This is a genomic window from Kitasatospora sp. NPDC101183 (assembly GCF_044767945.1).
In the GTDB taxonomy this organism is placed as follows: domain Bacteria; phylum Actinomycetota; class Actinomycetes; order Streptomycetales; family Streptomycetaceae; genus Kitasatospora.
In genome coordinates this window covers 1-19,042 of sequence record NZ_JBIWOW010000041.1, presented here as the reverse complement: position 1 = coordinate 19,042, position 19,042 = coordinate 1, and the positions used below count along the sequence as shown (strand labels likewise).

Here is a 19,042-nt window from a genome sequence, read left to right as displayed (position 1 = left end):
CTGGTACGACGGACCGGGGTGTTACCTGGGGTAACACCGTGGGAGTCTGCTACTGATTGGTAACCGGTGTCAACGCCCCCGCAGAACCCACGACCGAGGAGCAGCACATGTCCCGAGAGCCCCGCCGCGAGCAGCTGCTCAACGCCGCCGACCGGGTCATCCAGCGCGACGGGCCCAGCGCCAGCATGAACGCCATCGCCGCCGAGGCCGGCATCACCAAGCCGATCCTCTACCGCCACTTCGGCGACCGGAACGGCCTCATCGGCGCCCTGACCGAGCGCCACACCAGCGGCCTGCTCGCCGCCGTCCGCGCCGCCCTCGCCGAGCCGCTGGAGCGCCGCGACCGCGTCGAGCACGTCCTCGACACCTACCTCGCCGGCATCGAGTCCCGCCCCCAGGTCTACCGGCTGCTCACCCACCCCGAGCCCGGCGACCCGACCGGCGCGGGCAACGCCCTCGCCCCCGCCCTGCGGCAGATCGCCGAGGAGATCACCCGGGCCGTCCAGAACCAGGTCGACCTCGGCGCCGACCGCGACCTCCTCGCCGAGGCCTGGGGCCGGGGCATCACCGGCATGGTCCTCGCGGCGGGCGACTGGTGGCTGGAGACCAGGCCCTGCTCCCGCACCCGCATGGTCCAGGCCCTCGCCGACCTCCTCTGGGGCCGCCTCGCCGCCGCCGCCGACCTGCCCACCGCCCCACTGCCGGCCGCCGAGCCCGCCGAACCGCCCTCGAGCTGAACTCCCGCTCCGCGCACGACCCTTGTGCGGCGCGCACGGGCGGCGGCATCATCGGGCACCCCGTCCCCCGCCGTGCGAGGTCCCCCATGCGCCTGCGCCGCACCGCCGTCGCCCTGCTGCTCGCCGCCACCGCCACGCTGACCACCCCACCCGCGTCAGCGTCCTCCGGCGATGCCCACGACCGTACGGGCGGGAGCCGCTTCCCCACCGGCACCGCCACCGCCCCCGACGGCCGCACCGCCCTCACCGACGCCCGGGGCCGCCGGCTCCAACTGCGCGGCTTCAACCTCGACAAGTACGCCGAGGCCACCGGCGCCGACCTCACCGGCATCGCCGCCCAGGGCTTCACCCTCGTCCGGCTGCCCGTCTCCTGGGCCCGCCTCGAACCCTCGCGCGGCCGTCTCGACCCCGCCGAACTCGCCCGCCTCCACCACCTCCTGGACGCCGCCGACCGGGCCGGCCTCCTCGTCCTGATCGACTTCCACCAGGACGTCTACGGGCCGAAGTTCGTCGGCGGCACCAACGGCGTCCCCGCCTGGGCGACCAGGGACGAGGGCCTGCCCTTCACCCCGAACCCGGACGACTGGTTCGCCGGCTACTTCCAGCCCGCCGTCCAGACCGCCTTCCGCCACCTCTACGACGACCCCGACCTGCGCGCCTGGCAGGCCGACTTCTACACCCGCCTCGCCCGCGAACTGCGCGGCCATCGCTCCCTGTTGGGCTACGACCTGTTCAACGAGCCCTTCGGCCCCGTCCCCGGGGACCCGAGCGACCCTGCCGTCCTCGCCGCCGCCTCCGCCGCCCTCGAACAGGGCCGCCTCGCCGGGATGTACCGCCGCCTCATCGCCGCCGTCCGCCAGGTCGACACCCGCGCCTGGCTGTTCGTCGAACCGACCGTCCTCGTCGGCCAGGGCGTGCCCACCGCCCTGCCCGGCTTCGCCGACCCCCGCCCCGGCGCGCCCCGCCTCGGCTACGCCCCGCACTTCTACGACACCGCCGTGGAGAACGGCGCCGACTGGGACCAGTCCGACGGCTTCGTCGAGCGGTACGCCGCCGCCGTCACCGCCTACCCCGCCGCCCACCGCCTGCCCGTCCTGGTCGGCGAGTGGGGCCCGCCGAACTCCCGTACGCCCGGCAACCGGCGGCTCGTCGCCCGGCAGGTCGCGGCCATGGACGGCCCGCAGGGCTTCGCCGAGGGCTGGACGATGTGGTACTGGTGCCGGGGCACCGGTGGGTACTGCGCCCTCGACCCGGCCGGCCGCCCGGCCCCCGGCGACGAACCCGCCTTCGGCCCGTACCCGGTGGCCGTCGCCGGCACCGGCGTGAGCACCGCCGTGAGCACCACCGGCGGCACCGTCCGCTGGAGCGCCGACGGCACCGGCCACACGAGCGAACTCCTGCTCCCGCCCACCGCGTTCCCCCACGGCGCCCGCGTCGACGTCACCCCCGCCGGCGCCCGCGTCGAGGTCGAGCAGCCCGGGGCCGGGCGCGCGGGAACCGTACGCATCAGGCTCCCGCACGCCCGCCCCGGCACCCCGGTGACGGTCACCGTCACCGGCTTCACCGGCTTCACCGCCTGATCAGGCGAGCCCCCGGCGCGCCAGCAGCGGCGCCGTGTCCGGCTCCCGGCCGACCACCGCGCGGAAGGACTCCAGCGGGTCCCGGCTGAACCCGCGCGCCAGCAGCTCCCGCCGGAACAGCTCGCCGCTCTCGCGCACCGACCGCCCGTTGGTGTCGAACCACCGCACCGTGTCGGCGTCCAGCACCTCCGACCAGATGTACGCGTAGTACGCCGCGCTGTACCCGCTGGAGAAGACGTGCTGGAAGTACGCCGACCGGTAGCGCGGCGGGACCGCCGCCACCGCCAGCCCGGCCTCGGCCAGCGCCCGGGCCTCGAACTCCTCGGCGTCGGCGATCTCCTCGCCCACGGCCACGGTGTGCCAGGCCCAGTCCAGCAGCGTCGCCGCCAGGTACTCCACCGTCCGGAAGCCCTGCCCGAAGCCCTCGGCGGCCTTCATCTTCGCGACCAGCTCGGCCGGCAGCGGCTCCCCGGTCTCGTGGTGGCGCGCGTAGTTGGCCAGCACCTCCGGCCGCACCGCCCACATCTCGTTGACCTGGGACGGGAACTCGACGAAGTCCCGGGGCACCGAGGTGCCCGAGAACTGCGGGTAGCGCACGTCCGAGAACAGCCCGTGCAGCGCGTGCCCGAACTCGTGGAAGAGCGTGCGCAGTTCGAACCAGGTCAGCAGCGCCGGCTCACCGGGCGCCGGGCTCGGCACGTTGAGGTTGTTCAGCACCACCGGGCGGCGCCCGGTCAGCGCCGACTGCGTGACCAGCGAGTCCATCCACGCCCCGCCGCGCTTGGAGGCGCGGGCGTGGAAGTCCCCGATGAACAGGCCCAGCGGCGTGCCGTCCTCCTCGAACACCTCGAAGACCCGGGCCTGCGGGTGGTACGCCGTCAGGTCCGGGCGCTCGGTGAACGTCACCCCGTAGGCGAGGTTCGCGGCGAAGAACACCCCGTCGCGCAGCACCCGCTCCAGCTCGAAGTACGGGCGCAGCGCCGCCTCGTCCACCTCGTACGAGGTCTGGCGGACCCTCTCCGAGTAGTACGCCCAGTCGTGCGCGGCCAGCTCGGTGATCCCGTCCTCGGCCGCGGCGGCGGCCAGCTCCGCCGCCTCCCGGCGGGCGTTGGCCACGCCCGGCGCCACCAGGGAGCGCAGCAGCGAGTCCACCGCGCCGACCGTCCCGGCCGTCTCGTCCGCCACCACGTACGCGGCGTGGCTGGCGTGCCCCAGCAGCGCGGCCCGCTCGGCGCGCAGCCCCGCCATCCGGATCGCCAGCGGGCCGTTGGTGTCGGCGGCCCGGCCCAGCGAGGCCGCCATCAGCCGCTCGCGCACCGAGCGGTCGCGCAGCTGCGCCAGCTCGGGCTGCGAGGAGGTGCTCTTCAGGCTCAGCACGTACTTGCCGGGGTGCCCGAGCACCTCGGCGTTGGCCGCGGCGGCGGCGATCGCGCCCTCGGACAGGCCCGCCAGCTCCTCGGCGGAATCCAGCACCAGCGCGGCGGCGCGGGTCGCGGCGTTCACGTTCTGCTGGAACGTCGTGCCCAGCGCGGCGAGTTCGGAGTTCAGCTCGCGCAGCCGGGCCTGCTCAGCCTCGCCCAGGCGGGCGCCGGAGCGCACGAAGTCGGCGTGCCGGCGCTCCAGCAGGCGCAGCGACTCCCCGTCCAGGCCGAGTCCGTCGCGGCGCCCGTACAGCTCCTCGATGCGGGCGAACAGCGCCCGGTCCAGGTGGATCGCGTCGTGGTGGGCGGCCAGCAGCGGGCTGACCTTCGCCTCCACCTCGTCCAGCACCTCGGTGCCGTCCGAGCCCGCCTGGTTGTCGAACACCACGCGGACCCTCCCCAGCAGCTCGCCGGAACGCTCCAGCGCCACCAGGGTGTTGTCGAAACTCGGCGCCGCCTCGTCCCCGGCGATCGCGGCGATCTCGGCCAGCTGCTCGGCCATCCCCCGCTCGAAGGCGGGCAGGTAGTGCTCCTCACGGATCTCGGCGAAGGGCGGCAGTTCGTAGACCAGGGTGCTGGCCTCGAAGAACGGGTTCTCGGTCATTTCGCCGACCCTACGCCGTGTCCCGCACCCTGCCCATCCACCCTGAAGGGGATTGTCGGACGCGAGGGACACCGGAGGGGATTGTCGGACCCACCCGCTACCGTCGACACCGGCACCCCCGCCGCCCACCAGGAAGGAGACGCCCGCCGTGGCCCCCCGATACGCCCTCGCGCCCGACCCGCACGGCCCCGGCGGCCGCCTCCAGCCGCTGGACGACACGGGCGAGCCCCTGGGCCCGCCCGAGCAGGCGCGCGACCTCGCCGCCGCCGTCGCCGCGCGGGAGGCCGCCGACCACCCCCGCTGGGTCTGGGCCGCCGCCGACTCCGCGTACGCCCCGCTGCTGCCCCGCCTGCCCGGGCGCCTCTCCCGCTGCCACGACCTGCGCCTGGTCGAGGCGCTGCTGCTGGCGCACGAGGGCCGCATCGGCGCGCCCCGCTCCCTGGGCGCCGCCTGGGCCCGGCTGCGCGCCCTGCCCGTCCCGCCCGACCTGCCCGAGCCCGGCCTCGCCGAGGCCGACGGCGGGCAGGACACCCTCTTCGCCCCCGACCGGCTCCAACTGCCGCCCGGGGCCGACCCGCTGACGGCCGTCGTCGCCGTCCACGCCGAGCAGCAGCGCCGCCTCGCCGCGATCGACGACGAGGCCGCCCGGCACCGCTTCCGGCTGCTCGTCGCCGCCGAGTCCGCCGGCGCCCTGGCCGCCGCCGAGATGGCCCACGACGGCCTGCCCTGGCGCACCGACGTCCACGACGCCCTGCTCACCGAGTTGCTCGGCCCCCGCCCCACCGTCCCCGGCACCCAGCCGAAACTCCTCGCCGACCTCGCCGTCGAGCTCCAACTCGCCCTCGGCACCAAGCCGTTCAACCCCGACTCGCACACCCAGGTGCTGCGCGCCTTCGCCGAGGCCGGCCTCCAGCTCGGCTCCACCCGCGCCTGGGAGCTCAAGGAGATCGACCACCCGGCGGCCAAGCTGCTGATCCGCTACAAGGAGCTGTCCCGCATCCACGTCGCCCACGGCTGGGCCTGGCAGGACGCCTGGGCGCGCGGCGGCCGCTTCCGGCCCGAGTACGTCGTCGGCGGCGTGGTCTCCGGCCGCTGGGCGACGCGCGGCGGCGGCGCCCTGCAGATCCCCCGCATCCTGCGCCGCGCCGTGGTCGCCGACCCGGGCTGGCTGCTGGTCGTCGCCGACGCCGCCCAGCTGGAGCCCCGCGTCCTCGCCGCGCTCTCCCAGGACGCCGGCCTCGCCCGCACCGCCGCCGGCGGGGACCTCTACGAGGCCCTGGCCGCCAGCGCCTTCCAGGGCGACCGCGACAAGGCCAAGCTCGGCCTGCTCGGCGCCATGTACGGCCAGACCAGCGGGGACATCGGCGCCCTGCTGACCACCCTGCACCGCCGCTACCCGGCCGCGATGGGCTACGTCGAGGCCGCCGCCCGCACCGGCGAGGACGGCGGGATCGTCACCTCCCGGCTCGGCCGGGTCTGCCCGCCCGCCTCCGCCGACTTCCTCGACCTCACCGAGGCCGAGACGGCCGGCGAGCCGGGCGGCCCGGGCGGACGCACCGCCCGTGCCCGGGGCCGCTTCACCCGCAACTTCGTCATCCAGGCCAGCGCCGCCGACTGGGCCCTCGCCCTGCTCGCCGCCCTGCGCCGCCGCCTGAACGAGCTGCCCGCCGATCCGGCCGACCGTCCGCACCTGGTCTTCTTCCAGCACGACGAGGTCGTGGTCCACACCCCGGCCAACCTGGCCGACACGGTGGTCGCCGCCGTCACCGAGGCCGCCGAGGAGGCCCGCCGCCTGGTCTTCGGCGACACCCCGGTCCGCTTCCCGCTCACCACCGCCGTGGTGGAGAGCTACGCCGACGCGAAGTAGGACCGCCGACGCGGAGTGACCGCTACAGCTTCCGGAAGGAGCGCGCCTCCTCCGCCGCCGCGACGACCTCGGCCAGCGCCGCCCCGGTCGAGGCGGTGACGGCCGCCGCCACCGCGCCCTCCACGAAGGGCGCGTCCACCAGCCGCACGCCCAGGCGCGGCTCGTCCTCCAGCACCGTCACGGCGGTGAGCACGGAGCTGCCCAGGTCCGGCAGCACCACCACCCCCGCCCCCGTGTCCGCCTCGGCGATCGCCCCCGCGATCAGCTCGTAGCTGGTGCCGAGCCCGCCGTCCTCCGTCCCGGCGGCCGCCACCACCCGCACGCCGTCCGAGGCGAGTTCTCCGAGCAGTTCGCGCAACCCGGCGGCGAGGGTGGCGCTGTGCGAGACCAGGACGATTCCCACGTGTTCGCTCATGCCGGCGACCCTACGGCCGAACACGCTGCTCCGGGAGAGTGACGACGATCCCGCGTGTCGTACCCGGTGTCCGGGGCCCCCGTCTGGCGTAGCGTCGGGGCCAGCAGCCGTCTGCCGAGGGAGCGAAGCTCGTGAAGAAGCTGATCAACACCCCGGAGAGCGTCCTGGAGGACGCCCTGGCCGGAGTGGCCGCCGCCCACCCCGAACTGACGGTGGACATCCCCAACCGGGTGATCACCCGCGCCGCCCGCCCGGCCGGCCCCAAGGTCGCGCTGATCTCCGGCGGCGGCTCCGGCCACGAGCCGCTGCACGGCGGCTTCGTCGGCCCCGGCATGCTCGACGCCGCCTGCCCCGGCGAGGTCTTCACCTCCCCCGTCCCGGACCAGATGCTCGCCGCCGCCAAGGCCGTGGAGAGCGGCGCCGGCGTCGTCTTCGTCGTGAAGAACTACACCGGCGACGTGATGAACTTCGAGCTCGCCGCCGAACTCGCCGCCGAGGAGGGCCTGGAGGTCCGCACCGTCCTGGTCAACGACGACGTCGCGGTGGAGGACTCCACCTGGACGGCCGGCCGCCGGGGCACCGGCGCGACCGTCCTGGTCGAGAAGACGGCCGGGGCCCTCGCCGAACGCGGCGCCCCGCTGGACGAGGTCGCCGCCCTCGGCGAGCGCGTCAACGCCGCCTCCCGCTCCTTCGCGATCGCCCTCACCGCGGCCACCGTCCCGGCCGCGGGCAAGCCCGGCTTCGACCTGCCCGAGGACGAGATCGAGGTCGGCGTCGGCATCCACGGCGAGCCCGGCCGCCGCCGCGAGAAGCTCCGCCCGGCCCGCGAGCTGGCCGCCGAGGTGGTCGACACCATCCTCACCGACCACCACCTCACCCCGGGCGACGTGGTGATCGCCCTGCTCAACGGCCTGGGCGCCACCCCGCTGCTGGAGCTGTACGTGGTCTACGGCGAGGTCGCCGCCCGCCTCGCCGAGCGCGGCATCACCGTCGCCCGCAGCCTGGTCGGCAACTACGTCACCAGCCTCGACATGGCGGGTTTCTCCCTCACCCTCACCAAGGCCGACACCCAGCTGCTGGAACTCTGGGACGCCCCCGTCGACACCCCCGCCCTCAAGCGCGCCTGAGGAGGCCCGGCATGGACTTCGACACCGAACTCGCCGACACCTGGGTCCGCGCCCTCGCCGCGGCCGTCGAGAAGGAGCAGGGCCGGCTCACCGAGCTGGACTCCGCGATCGGCGACGGCGACCACGGCAGCAACCTCCAGCGCGGATTCGCCGCCGCCGTCACCGCCCTCGACGGCCTGGAGGCGGACGGCCCCGGCGCCGTCCTCACCAAGACCGGCACCACCCTGATCTCCAAGGTCGGCGGCGCCTCCGGCCCCCTGTACGGCAAGGCCTTCCGCGCCATCGGCGCCGCCCTGCCCGGCCCGGCCGGCCCGGCGGCCCTCGCCGAGGCCCTGTCCGCCGGCCTGGACGCCGTCCGCGCCCTCGGCAAGGCCGAGCCCGGGGACAAGACCATCGTCGACGCCTGGACCCCGGCCGTCGCCGCCTTCCGCGCCGCGGCCGCCTCCGGCGCCACCCTCCCCGAGGCCGCCGCGGCCGCCGCCGGGGCCGCCGAACAGGGCGCCCGCGACACCGTCCCCCTCCAGGCCCGCAAGGGCCGCGCCTCCTACCTCGGCGAACGCAGCATCGGCCACCAGGACCCGGGCGCCACCTCCACCGCCCTCCTCTTCCGCACCCTCGCCACCGTCACCGCGCCCTGACCCCTCGCGCGGGGCCCGCGCCCGGGCCCCGCGCCCGTCAATCAGTCCGCGTGATCAACAGCAGCAGCGCGTCGTCCCCCAACTCCCCGCCCGTGTGCGCCAGCAGGTCCGCGTACACCCGCCCCACCGCCGCCTCCAGCTCCCCCACCGAGCGCGCCGCGCCCCGCACCAGGGGCCCCACCCGCTCCGCCAGCGGGTAGAACTCCCCGCTCTCGCGGTGCCGCGCCTCGATCACCCCGTCCGTGCACATCACCAGCACGTCCTCCGCCCCGAACTCCTGCCCCCAGCTGCTCGGCTCCCCCGCCGCCAGCCGCCCGAGGCCCAGCGGCACCCACGGGTCCGGCGCGTCCAGCACGTGCGTCCGCCCGTCCCCGTCGACCCGGATCGGCGGCACGTGCCCGTACTGCAGCAGCTCCATCTCCCCCGGCGCCCGGAACTCCGCGAACAGCGCCGTGGTGAACTCCCCGTCCGGCACGTGCCGTTCGACGCTCGCCTCGACCCGCGCCGCGACCCCCCGCAGCCCGGGCTCGTCGTACGCGGCCTCGCGGAACGCCCCGAGCACGATCGCCGCCGTCTGCACCGCCCCGAGCCCCTTGCCCCGGACGTCCCCGACGGCGACCCGCGTCCCGTGCGGCGTCTCCAGCACGGAGTACAGGTCCCCGCCGATCTGCGAGGCGTCCGCCGCCGACACGTACCGCACGGCCAGCCGCAGCGGCCCCACCACGGGCCCGGGCAGCCGCAGCAGCGCCCGCTGCGCGGCCTCCGCGACGGACCGGACGGCCGCGAAGGCGGCGGCCCGCCGCATGCGAATCCTGGCGACCCACGCCGAGAACAGGGTGAGCACCACGTAGCTGACCATCGCGCCGTAGAGGAAGCGCGCGTCGTTGATGTTGTCGACCTGGTCGTGGTGGCTGAGCCCGTACACGGCGCCGAGCCCCAGCGCGCACACCGCGAGCAGTTCGCCGGGCCGCAGGGTGAGCGCGGCGACGACCGGCACGACGGTCATCAGCGGCGCGAGGTAGCGGTCCTTGCCGGAGAGGAAGTCGGCGAGCCCGACGATCAGGACGGCCAGCAGGGCCGGCGAGGCCCGCCGCCAGAACGGCACGTCCTGGAGGTCGGCGACCAGCAGCGCGTCGCGCCGCCGGTTCGGCGCCAGCCCCACATCGGTGGGGACGGAGGGAGACTGGGCGCGGCGGATCAAGAACACATATCGAACATACGGGACGATCACGGCACCCACCCATCCACCCGCCCCATCCCATCGGCGGTCGCGCCGCCGAGCACCACCCCACCCCCGCCAGGAATACCCGGGAGGGGTATGGTGTTTCCTCGGAGAGACCCGCACGGAGAGAACCCCGAGCCACCCCAGGAGGCCCCGATGTCGTCCAGCACCATCACCTACACCGTGTCCGGCATGAGCTGCGGCCACTGCGAGAAGGCGATCAACGCCGAGGTCTCCGCCCTCGACGGCGTCACCGCCGTCTCCTCCGACTCCTCCGCCGGCACCGTGACGGTCTCCTCCCTCGCCCCGATCGAGGACGAGCGCCTCGCCGCCGCCATCGACGAAGCCGGCTACGAGCTGGTCGGCCGCAGCGCCTGAGCCCCCGGCGCGGTGCGGCCCGCCCGGCGGGCCCGCCGTACTCCTCCCCCAAGGAGCACCCCGCATGACCACCTCAGCCCCGGGCGTCGAGGCCACCGGCCAGGTCGAGCTGTCGATCGGCGGCATGACCTGCGCGTCCTGCGCCGCCCGGATCGAGAAGAAGCTCAACCGGATGGACGGCGTCGAGGCGACCGTCAACTACGCCACCGAGAAGGCCCACGTGGCGTACGGCCCCGGGGTGGCGGTGGAGGACCTGATCGCCACCGTGGAGCGCACCGGCTACACCGCCGAGCTCCCCCCGCCCCCTGAGCCCTCCGAGCCCGCCGAACCCGCCGAACCCGCCGAGCCCGCGCATCCGGCAGCCGCCCGCGACAGCGACCCCCTGCGCGACCGGCTGCTGATCAGCGCCGCCCTCGGCCTCCCCGTGGTCCTGCTCTCCATGGTCCCGGCCCTCCAGTTCACCCACTGGCAGTGGCTGGCCTTCGCCCTCACCGGCCCGATCCTCGTCCACGGCGGGTGGCCCTTCCACCGCGCCGCCTGGACCAACGCCCGGCACGGCGCCGCGACCATGGACACCCTGGTCTCCCTCGGCACCCTGGCCGCCTTCGGCTGGTCCTGCTGGGCCCTGTTCCTCGGCCACGCCGGCCTGCCCGGCACCCACCACTCCTTCTCCCTCTCCGTCGGCGCCACCGACCCGGCCGGCTCGCTCTACCTGGAGACGGCCGCCGGCGTCACCGTGCTGATCCTGCTCGGCCGGTACCTGGAGGCCCGCGCCAAGCGCCGCGCCGGGGCCGCCCTGCACGCCCTGCTCGACCTCGGCGCCAAGGACGTGACGGTGCTGCGCGCCGGCCGCGAGGTCCGCCTGCCCGTCCGCGAGCTGGCCGTCGGGGCGAGGTTCCTCGTCCGCCCCGGCGAGAAGATCGCCACCGACGGCACGGTGGTCGAGGGCGGCTCCGCGATCGACGCCTCGATGCTGACCGGCGAGTCCGTCCCCGTCGAGGTCGGCGTGGGCGACACCGTCACCGGCGCCACCGTCAACGCCGGCGGCCGCCTGGTCGTCGAGGCCACCCGCGTCGGCGCCGACACCCAGCTGGCCCGGATGGCGAAGCTCGTCGAGGACGCCCAGAACGGCAAGGCCGCCGCCCAGCGCCTCGCCGACAAGATCTCCGCCGTCTTCGTCCCCGCCGTCGTCCTGATCGCCCTGGCCGTCCTGGTCGTCTGGCTGCTGGCCACCGACAGTTCCACCGAGGCGTTCACCGCCGCCGTCGCCGTACTGATCATCGCCTGCCCCTGCGCCCTCGGCCTGGCCACCCCGACGGCCCTGATGGTCGGCACCGGTCGCGGCGCCCAGCTCGGCATCCTCATCAAGGGCCCCGAGGTCCTGGAGTCCACCCGCAAGGTCGACACCATCGTCCTCGACAAGACCGGCACCGTCACCACCGGGCAGATGACCCTGCTCGCCGTCCACACCGCCGAGGGCGTCACCGAGACCGAGGCCCTGCGCCTGGCCGGCGCCGTCGAGCACGCCTCCGAGCACCCGATCGCCACCGCCGTCGCCACCGCCGCCCGGGAGCGCACCGGCGAGCTGCCGCCCGTACGGGACTTCCGCGCCCTGCCCGGCCTGGGCGTCCAGGGCACCGTGGAGGGCCGCCGGGTGGTCGCCGGGCGCCCGGCCCTGCTGACCGCCTGGCCCGACGCCCTGACGGGGGCCAGGGCCGCCGCCGAGGCCGCCGGCCGCACCGCCGTCGCGGTCGGCTGGGACGGCGAGGCCCGGGCCGTCCTGGAGGTCGCCGACGCGGTGAAGCCCACCAGCGCCGAGGCCGTCGCCGAGCTCCGCTCCCTCGGCCTCACCCCGGTGCTGCTCACCGGCGACCACCGGGCGGTGGCCGAGGCCGTCGCGGCCGAGGTCGGCATCGACCCGGAGCACGTGATCGCCGAGGTCATGCCCCAGGACAAGGTCGACACCGTCAAGCGCCTCCAGGCCGAGGGCAAGGTCGTCGCCATGGTCGGCGACGGCGTCAACGACGCGGCCGCCCTCGCCCAGGCCGACCTGGGCCTGGCCATGGGCACCGGGACGGACGCGGCCATCGAGGCCGGGGACCTCACCCTCGTCCGCGGCGACCTGCGCACGGCGGCGGACGCCATCCGCCTCTCCCGCCGCACCCTGGCCGTCATCAAGGGCAACCTGGTCTGGGCCTTCGGCTACAACGTGGCCGCGATCCCGCTGGCCGCCGCCGGCCTGCTCAACCCGATGATCGCCGGCGCCGCGATGGCCTTCTCCTCGGTCTTCGTCGTCACCAACAGCCTCCGGCTGCGCCGCTTCCGGCCCTGAACGCACGGAAGGGCCCCTGGTTCCCCAGGAGCCCTTCCGAACGTCAACGCCCCAGCAGCTCCCCGCCGTTGCAGTGCAGGATCTCCCCGGTGATGAACCCGGCCTCGGCCGAGGCCAGGAAGTGCACCGCCGCCGCGACCTCCCCCGCGTCCCCGATCCGCCCCAGCAGCGTGCGCGCCGCCCGCCGGGCCACCTCGGGCTCGTCCAGCCGGGGCCCGAAGAACTCGGTGCCGCTGACCGTCCCAGGGGCGACGATGTTCGCCGTGATCCCCGAGGTGCCCAACTGGGCCGCCAGGAAGTGGTTCCAGGCGTGCAGGGAGGCCTTCGACGCCCCGTACGAGCCGGCCCCGCGCAGGGCGGCGATCGAGCTGACGGTGACGACCCGGCCGGAGCCGGGGGCGAGCCGGTCGCGGATCGACTCGGTCAGCAGCACCACGGTCAGCACATTGCGCTCGAAGTCGCCGCGCCAGCGGGCCAGCAGCGCGTGCGGCCCGACTCCGACGACGGTCTCCCGGCTGCCCGCGTTGTTCACCAACACGTCGACCCGCTCGGGCAGTTCGGCGAGCGCGGCCTCCACGGCGTCCGGATCGGCGAGGTCGCACACCAGCGGGGTGACGCTCGGCCCGAGGTCGGCCGCGGCCTTCTCCAGGACCGCGCGGCGGCGGCCCACGATCACGACCCGTTCGCCTTCCTCGACGAACCGTCGGGCGACTTCGTACCCGATCCCCGTGCCACCGCCGGTGACGACGACGTTCCTGGCCATCCGCGCACTCCCTCCCTGGTTCCGCCGCCGCGCTACGAGGGTGCGCGACGGTCCGTACCGGAATGCCACGATTCCTATCACGCTCGGTTGCCGTGACTGCGGGGAGGGTGACGTCGCGCGCGAGGGAAGGTGTGATATGGGCGCGGTACGACGCGTGCACGGAGCGTGGCGAGAGGCAGCTCACACCCCCCGGGCGTAACTTCTCGCACCCTGATACGTCTTAGGTTGGTAGTGCGGCAGTTTTTTCCGATGGACCGGGACGACGAACGGCAAGGCGTCCCGACACGTCCAGCGGCTGCCGCCGACGGGGCTCCGGCGGGCCCCGGGACGGTCGTCGATCTCGACGGCCTTCGCGCACGGCACCGGGCTGCCGGCGGGCTGGGAACGCTTTGAGCGGCCGTTCCCGGCCCAGCCGGCCCCGGAGTCGTGCGCCGATCGTCGCGTCCCCCCGCGGGCCCCAGGGCCCGTCGACGCCCACCGGCACGGGGACGCGGAAGGGCCCGGCCGCGCGGTTCGCGGCCGGGCCCTTTCCTCGTGCGTCGAACGTCAGCGCTGCTCGAGCTCCACGTAGTCGCGGATGGCCACGCCGGTGTAGATCTGGCGCGGGCGGCCGATGCGGCTGGTCGGGTCGTTGATCATCTCGTGCCAGTGGGCGATCCAGCCCGGCAGGCGGCCGAGGGCGAACAGCACGGTGAACATGCTGGTCGGGAAGCCCATCGCGCGGTAGATCAGGCCCGTGTAGAAGTCCACGTTCGGGTACAGCTTGCGCGAGATGAAGAAGTCGTCCTTGAGGGCGTGCTCCTCCAGCTTGAGCGCGATGTCCAGCAGCTCGTCGTTCTTGCCGAGCTGGCCGAGGACCTCGTGCGCGAGCAGCTTGACCTGCGCGGCGCGCGGGTCGAAGGCCTTGTAGACGCGGTGACCGAAGCCCATGAGCTTGACGCCGGCTTCCTTGTTCTTCACCTTCGTGATGAACGCGTCGACGTCGCCGCCGTCGTTCTTGATGCTCTCCAGCATCTCCAGCACGGCCTGGTTGGCGCCGCCGTGCAGCGGGCCCCACAGGGCCGAGATGCCGGCCGAGATGGAGGCGAACAGGTTGGCGTGGCTGGAGCCCACCAGGCGCACGGTGGAGGTCGAGCAGTTCTGCTCGTGGTCCGCGTGCAGGATGAGCAGCTTGTCCAGCGCGTTGACGATGACCGGGTTGAGCTCGTAGTCCTCGGCGGGGACGGCGAACGTCATCCGCAGGAGGTTCTCGACGTAGCTCAGGTCGTTGCGCGGGTAGACGAAGGGCTGGCCCACCGACTTCTTGTACGCGTACGCGGCGATCGTCGGGAGCTTGGCCAGCAGGCGCACCGTCGACAGGTGGCGCTGGGCCGCGTCGAAGGGGTTGTGGCTCTCCGGGTAGAACGTCGACAGGGCGCCGACCACCGAGGACAGCATGGCCATCGGGTGGGCGTCCCGCGGGAAGCCCTGGAAGAAGCGCTTGACGTCCTCGTGCAGCAGGGTGTGCTGGGTGATCTCGCGGCTGAACTGCTCGAGCTGCGTCTCGTTCGGCAGCTCGCCGTTGATCAGCAGGTAGGCGGTCTCGATGAAGCCGCCCTGCGAGGCGAGCTGCTCGATCGGGTAGCCGCGGTACCTCAGGATGCCGTTGTCGCCGTCCACGAAGGTGATCGCGGACTTGTAGGCGGCGGTGTTGCCGAAGCCGTTGTCCAGGGTGACCAGGCCGGTCTGCGGGAGCAGCTTCGAGATGTCGAAGCCGGCGTTGCCCGCAGTGCTCTCGACGACGGGGTACTCGTACTCGCCGTCCTGGTACCGCAGTACTACCGAGTTGTCGCTCACGTCTTCCTCACCGACGAAATGAATCCTCTTCCAAGGTGCCCTGACCATCCTCCACGATCCCCCATCCGGAGGACGACCGCGCACCCGGGGTGGCCCGAAAGGGCCCGCCCCTACAAAACCTGCCGCCGCAGCCGGTACGAACCGGACAAGATCGGCACCCACCCTAGGCTCTGCCGTAAATCTCTTCACGTCAAGAGAACATTAGAGGCAACCATCCGGTTGGATAATCATCCAGTCGCCAGCCTATGATCGAGCGCCGCATGCCGCCGACCTGCACTGACAGCCCGTACGGCCTGCGCGATCGCCTTCCGTGACCCGACCAGCACCACCAGTTTCCTGGCCCTGGTCACGGCCGTGTACAGCAGATTCCGCTGGAGCATCGTCCAGGCGGACATGGTGACCGGAATCACCACCACCGGGTACTCGCTGCCCTGCGAGCGGTGGATCGTCACCGCGTACGCGTGGGCCAGCTCGTCCAGTTCGTCGAAGTCGTACCCCACCTCCTCGTCCTCGTCGGTCAGCACCGTCAGCCGCTGGTCGTCGACGCTGAGGGCGGTCACCACTCCCACTGTGCCGTTGAAGACGCCGTTGCGCCCCTTGTCGTAGTTGTTGCGCACCTGCGTGACCTTGTCCCCCACCCTGAACGTACGGCCGCCGAAGCGGCGTTCGGCCAGCCCCTCCCTGGCCGGGGTCACCGCCGCCTGGAGCAGGGTGTTGAGGTTCCCCGCACCCGCCGGGCCCCGGTGCATCGGCGCCAGCACCTGGACGTCCCGGCGCGCGTCGTAGCCGAACCGCTGCGGAATCCGGCGCGCCACCACGTCCACCGTCAGCCCGGCCGCCGTCTCCGTGTCCTCCTCGGCGAACAGGAAGAAGTCCGGAAGGCCGTCCGTCCGCGGCACCAGCCCCTCGTTGATCCGGTGCGCGTTGGTCACCACCCCCGACTCCTGGGCCTGCCGGAAGATCCTCGTCAGCCGCACCGAGGGGATCGGCCCGCCCTCGGCCAGCATGTCCCGCAGCACCTCCCCGGCGCCCACGGACGGCAGTTGGTCCACGTCCCCCACGAACAGCAGGTGCGCGCCCGGCGGAACGGCCTTGACCAGCTTGTTCGCCAGGATGAGGTCCAGCATCGACGCCTCGTCCACCACCACCAGGTCCGCGTCCAGCGGCCGGTCCCGGTCGAAGGCCGCGTCCCCGCCCGGCTTCAGCTCCAGCAGCCGGTGCACCGTGGAGGCCTCCGACCCCGTCAGCTCCGCCAGCCGCTTCGCCGCCCGCCCGGTCGGCGCCGCCAGCACCACCTTGGCCTTCTTCGCCAGCGCCAGCGTCACGATCGAGCGCACCGTGAACGACTTGCCGCAGCCCGGACCCCCCGTCAGCACCGCGACCTTCTCCGTCAACGCCAGCCGCACCGACTGCTCCTGCTCGGGCGCCAGTTGGGCCCCCGTCCGCTTCGCCAGCCACTCCAGCGCCACCGGCCAGTCCACGCCCGCGAACCACGGCATCCGGTCGGCGTCCGAACGCAGCAGCCGCATCAGCTGGTTGGCGAGCGAGATCTCCGCCCGGTGGAACGGCACCAGGTACACCGCCGTGATCGGCAGGCCGCCCTCCCCCGGCACCGACTCGCGCACCACCCCCTCGGCCGCGACCAGCTCCGCCAGGCAGTCGATCACCAGCCCCACGTCCACCTGCAGCAGCTTCACCCCGTCCGCGATCAGCCTCTCCTCCGGCAGGTAGCAGTGCCCCTGGTCGCTGCTCTGCGACAGCGCGTACTGCAGACCCGCCTTCACCCGCTCCGGGCTGTCGTGCGGGATACCCACCGCCTGCGCGATCCGGTCCGCCGTCAGGAACCCGATGCCCCACACGTCCGAGGCCAGCTTGTACGGCTCGTTGCGCACCACCCCGATCGAGGCGTCCCCGTACTGCTTGTAGATCCGCACGGCCAGCGAGGTCGACACCCCGACGCCCTGGAGGAAGACCATGACCTCCTTGATGGCCTTCTGCTCCTCCCAGGCCGCCGCGATCTTCTTCGTCCGCTTCGGCCCCAGCCCCGGCACCTCGATCAGCCGGCCCGGCTCGTTCTCGATCACCTCCAGGGTGTCCACCCCGAAGCGCTCCACGATCCGCTCGGCGAACCGCGGCCCGATCCCCTTGATCAGCCCCGAGCCCAGGTACCGCTGGATGCCCTGGATCGTCGCCGGCAGCACCGTCGTGTAGTTCTCCACCGTGAACTGCCGCCCGTACTGCGGGTGCGAGCCCCACCGCCCGTGCAGCCGCAGCGACTCCCCGACCTGCGCCCCCAGCAGCGCGCCCACCACCGTCAGCAGGTCGTTCGCGCCCCGGCCGGTGTCCACCCGGGCGACGGTGTAGCCCGTCTCCTCGTTGGCGTACGTGATCCGCTCCAGCACGCCCTCGACCTGCGCCAGCTGGCGTGGCACCTGCTGCTCCGACTGCGCCTGCCTGGTCACCGGAGCCCCCTTCGACCGGTACGGGTGGACCTATCCGGTACGCACCGTACCGCCCGCCTCCGACACCCCGGGAACCCCGCGTGCGGGGCCCTCCCCGGCCTGCCAGGCTGGACCGGGGGCCGCAACCGCCAGAGGAGCGATCCCCCGTCATGCTCTCCACCTCCTACCGCCCCGGCGCCCCCGTCTGGCTCGACCTGGCCAGCCCCGACGTCCCGGCCTCCGCCGGGTTCTACGGCACCCTCTTCGGCTGGACCCACCCGGCGGACGGCTACGGCCTCTTCCGGCTCGGCGACCGCACGGTCGCCGCCCTCGGCCCCCTCCCCGAGCCCGACGCCCCGCCCGGATGGACGCTCTCCTTCGCCACCGCCGACGCCGACCGCACCGCCGACCTCGTCCGCCGCGCCGGCGGCCGCGTCCGCACCGGCCCGTACGACGTCCTCGGCGCGGGCCGCACGGCCACCTGCACCGACCCGACCGGCGCCGGGTTCGCCCTCTGGCAACCCCACGACGTCCGCGGCCTGGACGTCGTCGACGAGCCCGGCAGCCTCTGCTGGACGGAGTGCTACAGCGTCGACGCCCAACGCGCCAAGGCCTTCTACCGGACGGTCCTCGACTGGCAGGAGTACGACATCCCGCTCGCCGGCCTCACCCTCACCGTCCTCACCCCGGCCGGCGGCGGCAGCGACGACGCCCACGGCGATCTCGTCCAGCTCGGCCCCGAGCAGACCGCGCGCGGAACCCGCTCGCACTGGCTCCCCTACCTCGAGGTCACCGACGTCGACTCCCTCCTCGCCACCGCCGAAGCCCTCGGCGCCACCGTCCGCGTCCCCGCCATGGACGTCCCCGGCATGGGCCGCCTCGCCCAGCTCCAGGACCCCCACGGCGCGGTCTTCGCCGTCATCACGAGTGAGAGGCCCGGGGCGTGACGGACCGTTCGTGACCGGCAGGGCCCTGGAGGGCACCCAGGGCCCCCAGGGCGCCCGGTGTAGGCAGGTCTAGACTCCCGGGACCATGAGCGACCTCACGATCCGCCAGGCCACCGTCGGCGACCTGTCCGCCATAGTGGCCCTGCTCGCCGACGACGCCCTGGGCGCCGCCCGCGAGAGCCCCGACGACCTCGCCCCCTACCGCGCCGCCTTCATGCGCATCGAGGCCGACCCCCACCAGCACCTGGTCGTCGCCGAACGCGCCGGCCGCGTCATCGGCACCCTCCAACTCACCCTCACCCCCGGCCTCGCCCGCAAGGGCGCCACCCGGGCCACCATCGAAGCCGTCCGCATCCACGCCGACGAACGCGGCGGCGGCCTGGGCACCGAACTGATCCAGTGGGCCGTCTCCTGCTCCCGCAACCTCGGCGCCACCCTGGTCCAGCTCACCTCGGACCTCACCCGCACCGACGCCCACCGCTTCTACGAACGCCTGGGATTCGAGCGCTCGCACTACGGGTTCAAACTCGTGCTGTGAAGCACCGCCGCCGCCCGTTCCGGAATTGCCGGCCGAATTTCCGGCCAAATCGCCGGAAACGCAAAGAACCCCCGTCCGGGTCCCGGACGGGGGTTCTTCACAATGATTGTTCGGCGGCGTCCTACTCTCCCACAGGGTCCCCCCTGCAGTACCATCGGCGCTATGAGGCTTAGCTTCCGGGTTCGGAATGTAACCG

At 73.9% G+C, this 19,042-nt stretch carries 15 protein-coding genes and 1 rRNA gene; 9 read left to right on the top strand and 7 right to left on the bottom strand.

Going from position 1 to position 19,042, the window contains the following annotated elements:
• Positions 1 to 107 precede the first annotated feature (107 nt).
• Together ACIRRS_RS35755 and ACIRRS_RS35750 are read left to right on the top strand one after the other, a co-directional pair.
• Positions 108 to 737 (top strand): TetR family transcriptional regulator, encoded by a 630-nt coding sequence (locus tag ACIRRS_RS35755; RefSeq protein WP_402980317.1) that lies wholly within the window; start codon positions 108 to 110, stop codon positions 735 to 737.
• 86 nt (positions 738 to 823) lie between these two features.
• Positions 824 to 2,317 (top strand): cellulase family glycosylhydrolase, encoded by a 1,494-nt coding sequence (locus tag ACIRRS_RS35750; protein WP_402980314.1) that lies wholly within the window; start codon positions 824 to 826, stop codon positions 2,315 to 2,317.
• Here ACIRRS_RS35750 and ACIRRS_RS35745 read toward each other — a convergent pair whose 3' ends face one another.
• Complete coding sequence (locus tag ACIRRS_RS35745) at positions 2,318 to 4,342, bottom strand: M3 family metallopeptidase (RefSeq protein WP_402980312.1); 2,025 nt, start codon at positions 4,340 to 4,342, stop codon at positions 2,318 to 2,320.
• 148 nt (positions 4,343 to 4,490) lie between these two features.
• Between ACIRRS_RS35745 and ACIRRS_RS35740 the strand changes: the two genes are divergently transcribed.
• Complete coding sequence (locus tag ACIRRS_RS35740) at positions 4,491 to 6,209, top strand: bifunctional 3'-5' exonuclease/DNA polymerase (protein ID WP_402980309.1); 1,719 nt, start codon at positions 4,491 to 4,493, stop codon at positions 6,207 to 6,209.
• 22 nt (positions 6,210 to 6,231) lie between these two features.
• On the opposite strand, the gene dhaM is transcribed toward ACIRRS_RS35740, so the two are convergent.
• Complete coding sequence (dhaM, locus tag ACIRRS_RS35735) at positions 6,232 to 6,624, bottom strand: dihydroxyacetone kinase phosphoryl donor subunit DhaM (RefSeq protein WP_402980306.1); 393 nt, start codon at positions 6,622 to 6,624, stop codon at positions 6,232 to 6,234.
• Positions 6,625 to 6,755: 131 nt separating this feature from the next.
• Between dhaM and dhaK the strand changes: the two genes are divergently transcribed.
• Positions 6,756 to 7,751, top strand: coding sequence for a dihydroxyacetone kinase subunit DhaK (gene dhaK / locus ACIRRS_RS35730; RefSeq protein WP_402980303.1), 996 nt, complete (start codon positions 6,756 to 6,758; stop codon positions 7,749 to 7,751).
• An 11-nt stretch (positions 7,752 to 7,762) separates the two neighbouring features.
• A complete protein-coding gene (gene dhaL, locus ACIRRS_RS35725) occupies positions 7,763 to 8,389 on the top strand; it encodes a dihydroxyacetone kinase subunit DhaL (RefSeq protein WP_402980301.1) in 627 nt (208 codons plus the stop codon).
• A gap of 37 nt (positions 8,390 to 8,426) precedes the next feature.
• On the opposite strand, the gene ACIRRS_RS35720 is transcribed toward dhaL, so the two are convergent.
• Positions 8,427 to 9,596, bottom strand: coding sequence for a PP2C family protein-serine/threonine phosphatase (locus ACIRRS_RS35720; RefSeq protein WP_402980299.1), 1,170 nt, complete (start codon positions 9,594 to 9,596; stop codon positions 8,427 to 8,429).
• 171 nt (positions 9,597 to 9,767) lie between these two features.
• On the opposite strand from ACIRRS_RS35720, the gene ACIRRS_RS35715 reads away from it, so the two are divergent.
• Together ACIRRS_RS35715 and ACIRRS_RS35710 are read left to right on the top strand one after the other, a co-directional pair.
• Positions 9,768 to 9,989, top strand: a complete 222-nt coding sequence (locus ACIRRS_RS35715) for a heavy-metal-associated domain-containing protein (RefSeq protein WP_402980297.1) — start codon at positions 9,768 to 9,770, stop codon at positions 9,987 to 9,989.
• Positions 9,990 to 10,053: 64 nt separating this feature from the next.
• Complete coding sequence (locus ACIRRS_RS35710; RefSeq protein ID WP_402980295.1) at positions 10,054 to 12,321, top strand: heavy metal translocating P-type ATPase; 2,268 nt, start codon at positions 10,054 to 10,056, stop codon at positions 12,319 to 12,321.
• Between the two features lie 43 nt (positions 12,322 to 12,364).
• Here the strand turns inward: ACIRRS_RS35710 and ACIRRS_RS35705 are convergent, their stop codons facing one another.
• From ACIRRS_RS35705 to ACIRRS_RS35695, 3 genes are all read right to left on the bottom strand, one after another.
• On the bottom strand, positions 12,365 to 13,084 hold the full coding sequence (locus tag ACIRRS_RS35705) for an SDR family NAD(P)-dependent oxidoreductase (protein ID WP_402980293.1): 720 nt from the start codon (positions 13,082 to 13,084) through the stop codon (positions 12,365 to 12,367).
• A 546-nt stretch (positions 13,085 to 13,630) separates the two neighbouring features.
• Entirely contained in the window at positions 13,631 to 14,920 is a 1,290-nt protein-coding gene (locus tag ACIRRS_RS35700; RefSeq protein ID WP_402980291.1) for a citrate synthase, read from the bottom strand.
• 227 nt (positions 14,921 to 15,147) lie between these two features.
• The gene (locus tag ACIRRS_RS35695; RefSeq protein WP_402980289.1) at positions 15,148 to 17,382 is read right to left on the bottom strand and encodes an ATP-dependent RecD-like DNA helicase; all 2,235 of its coding nucleotides are present in this window, start codon (positions 17,380 to 17,382) and stop codon (positions 15,148 to 15,150) included.
• Between the two features lie 149 nt (positions 17,383 to 17,531).
• On the opposite strand from ACIRRS_RS35695, the gene ACIRRS_RS35690 reads away from it, so the two are divergent.
• Together ACIRRS_RS35690 and ACIRRS_RS35685 are read left to right on the top strand one after the other, a co-directional pair.
• Positions 17,532 to 18,308 (top strand): VOC family protein, encoded by a 777-nt coding sequence (locus ACIRRS_RS35690; RefSeq protein WP_402980287.1) that lies wholly within the window; start codon positions 17,532 to 17,534, stop codon positions 18,306 to 18,308.
• 85 nt (positions 18,309 to 18,393) lie between these two features.
• The gene (locus tag ACIRRS_RS35685; RefSeq protein WP_402980285.1) at positions 18,394 to 18,846 is read left to right on the top strand and encodes a GNAT family N-acetyltransferase; all 453 of its coding nucleotides are present in this window, start codon (positions 18,394 to 18,396) and stop codon (positions 18,844 to 18,846) included.
• 108 nt (positions 18,847 to 18,954) lie between these two features.
• On the opposite strand, the gene rrf is transcribed toward ACIRRS_RS35685, so the two are convergent.
• A 5S ribosomal RNA gene (gene rrf / locus ACIRRS_RS35680) occupies positions 18,955 to 19,042 on the bottom strand; the annotation flags it as partial.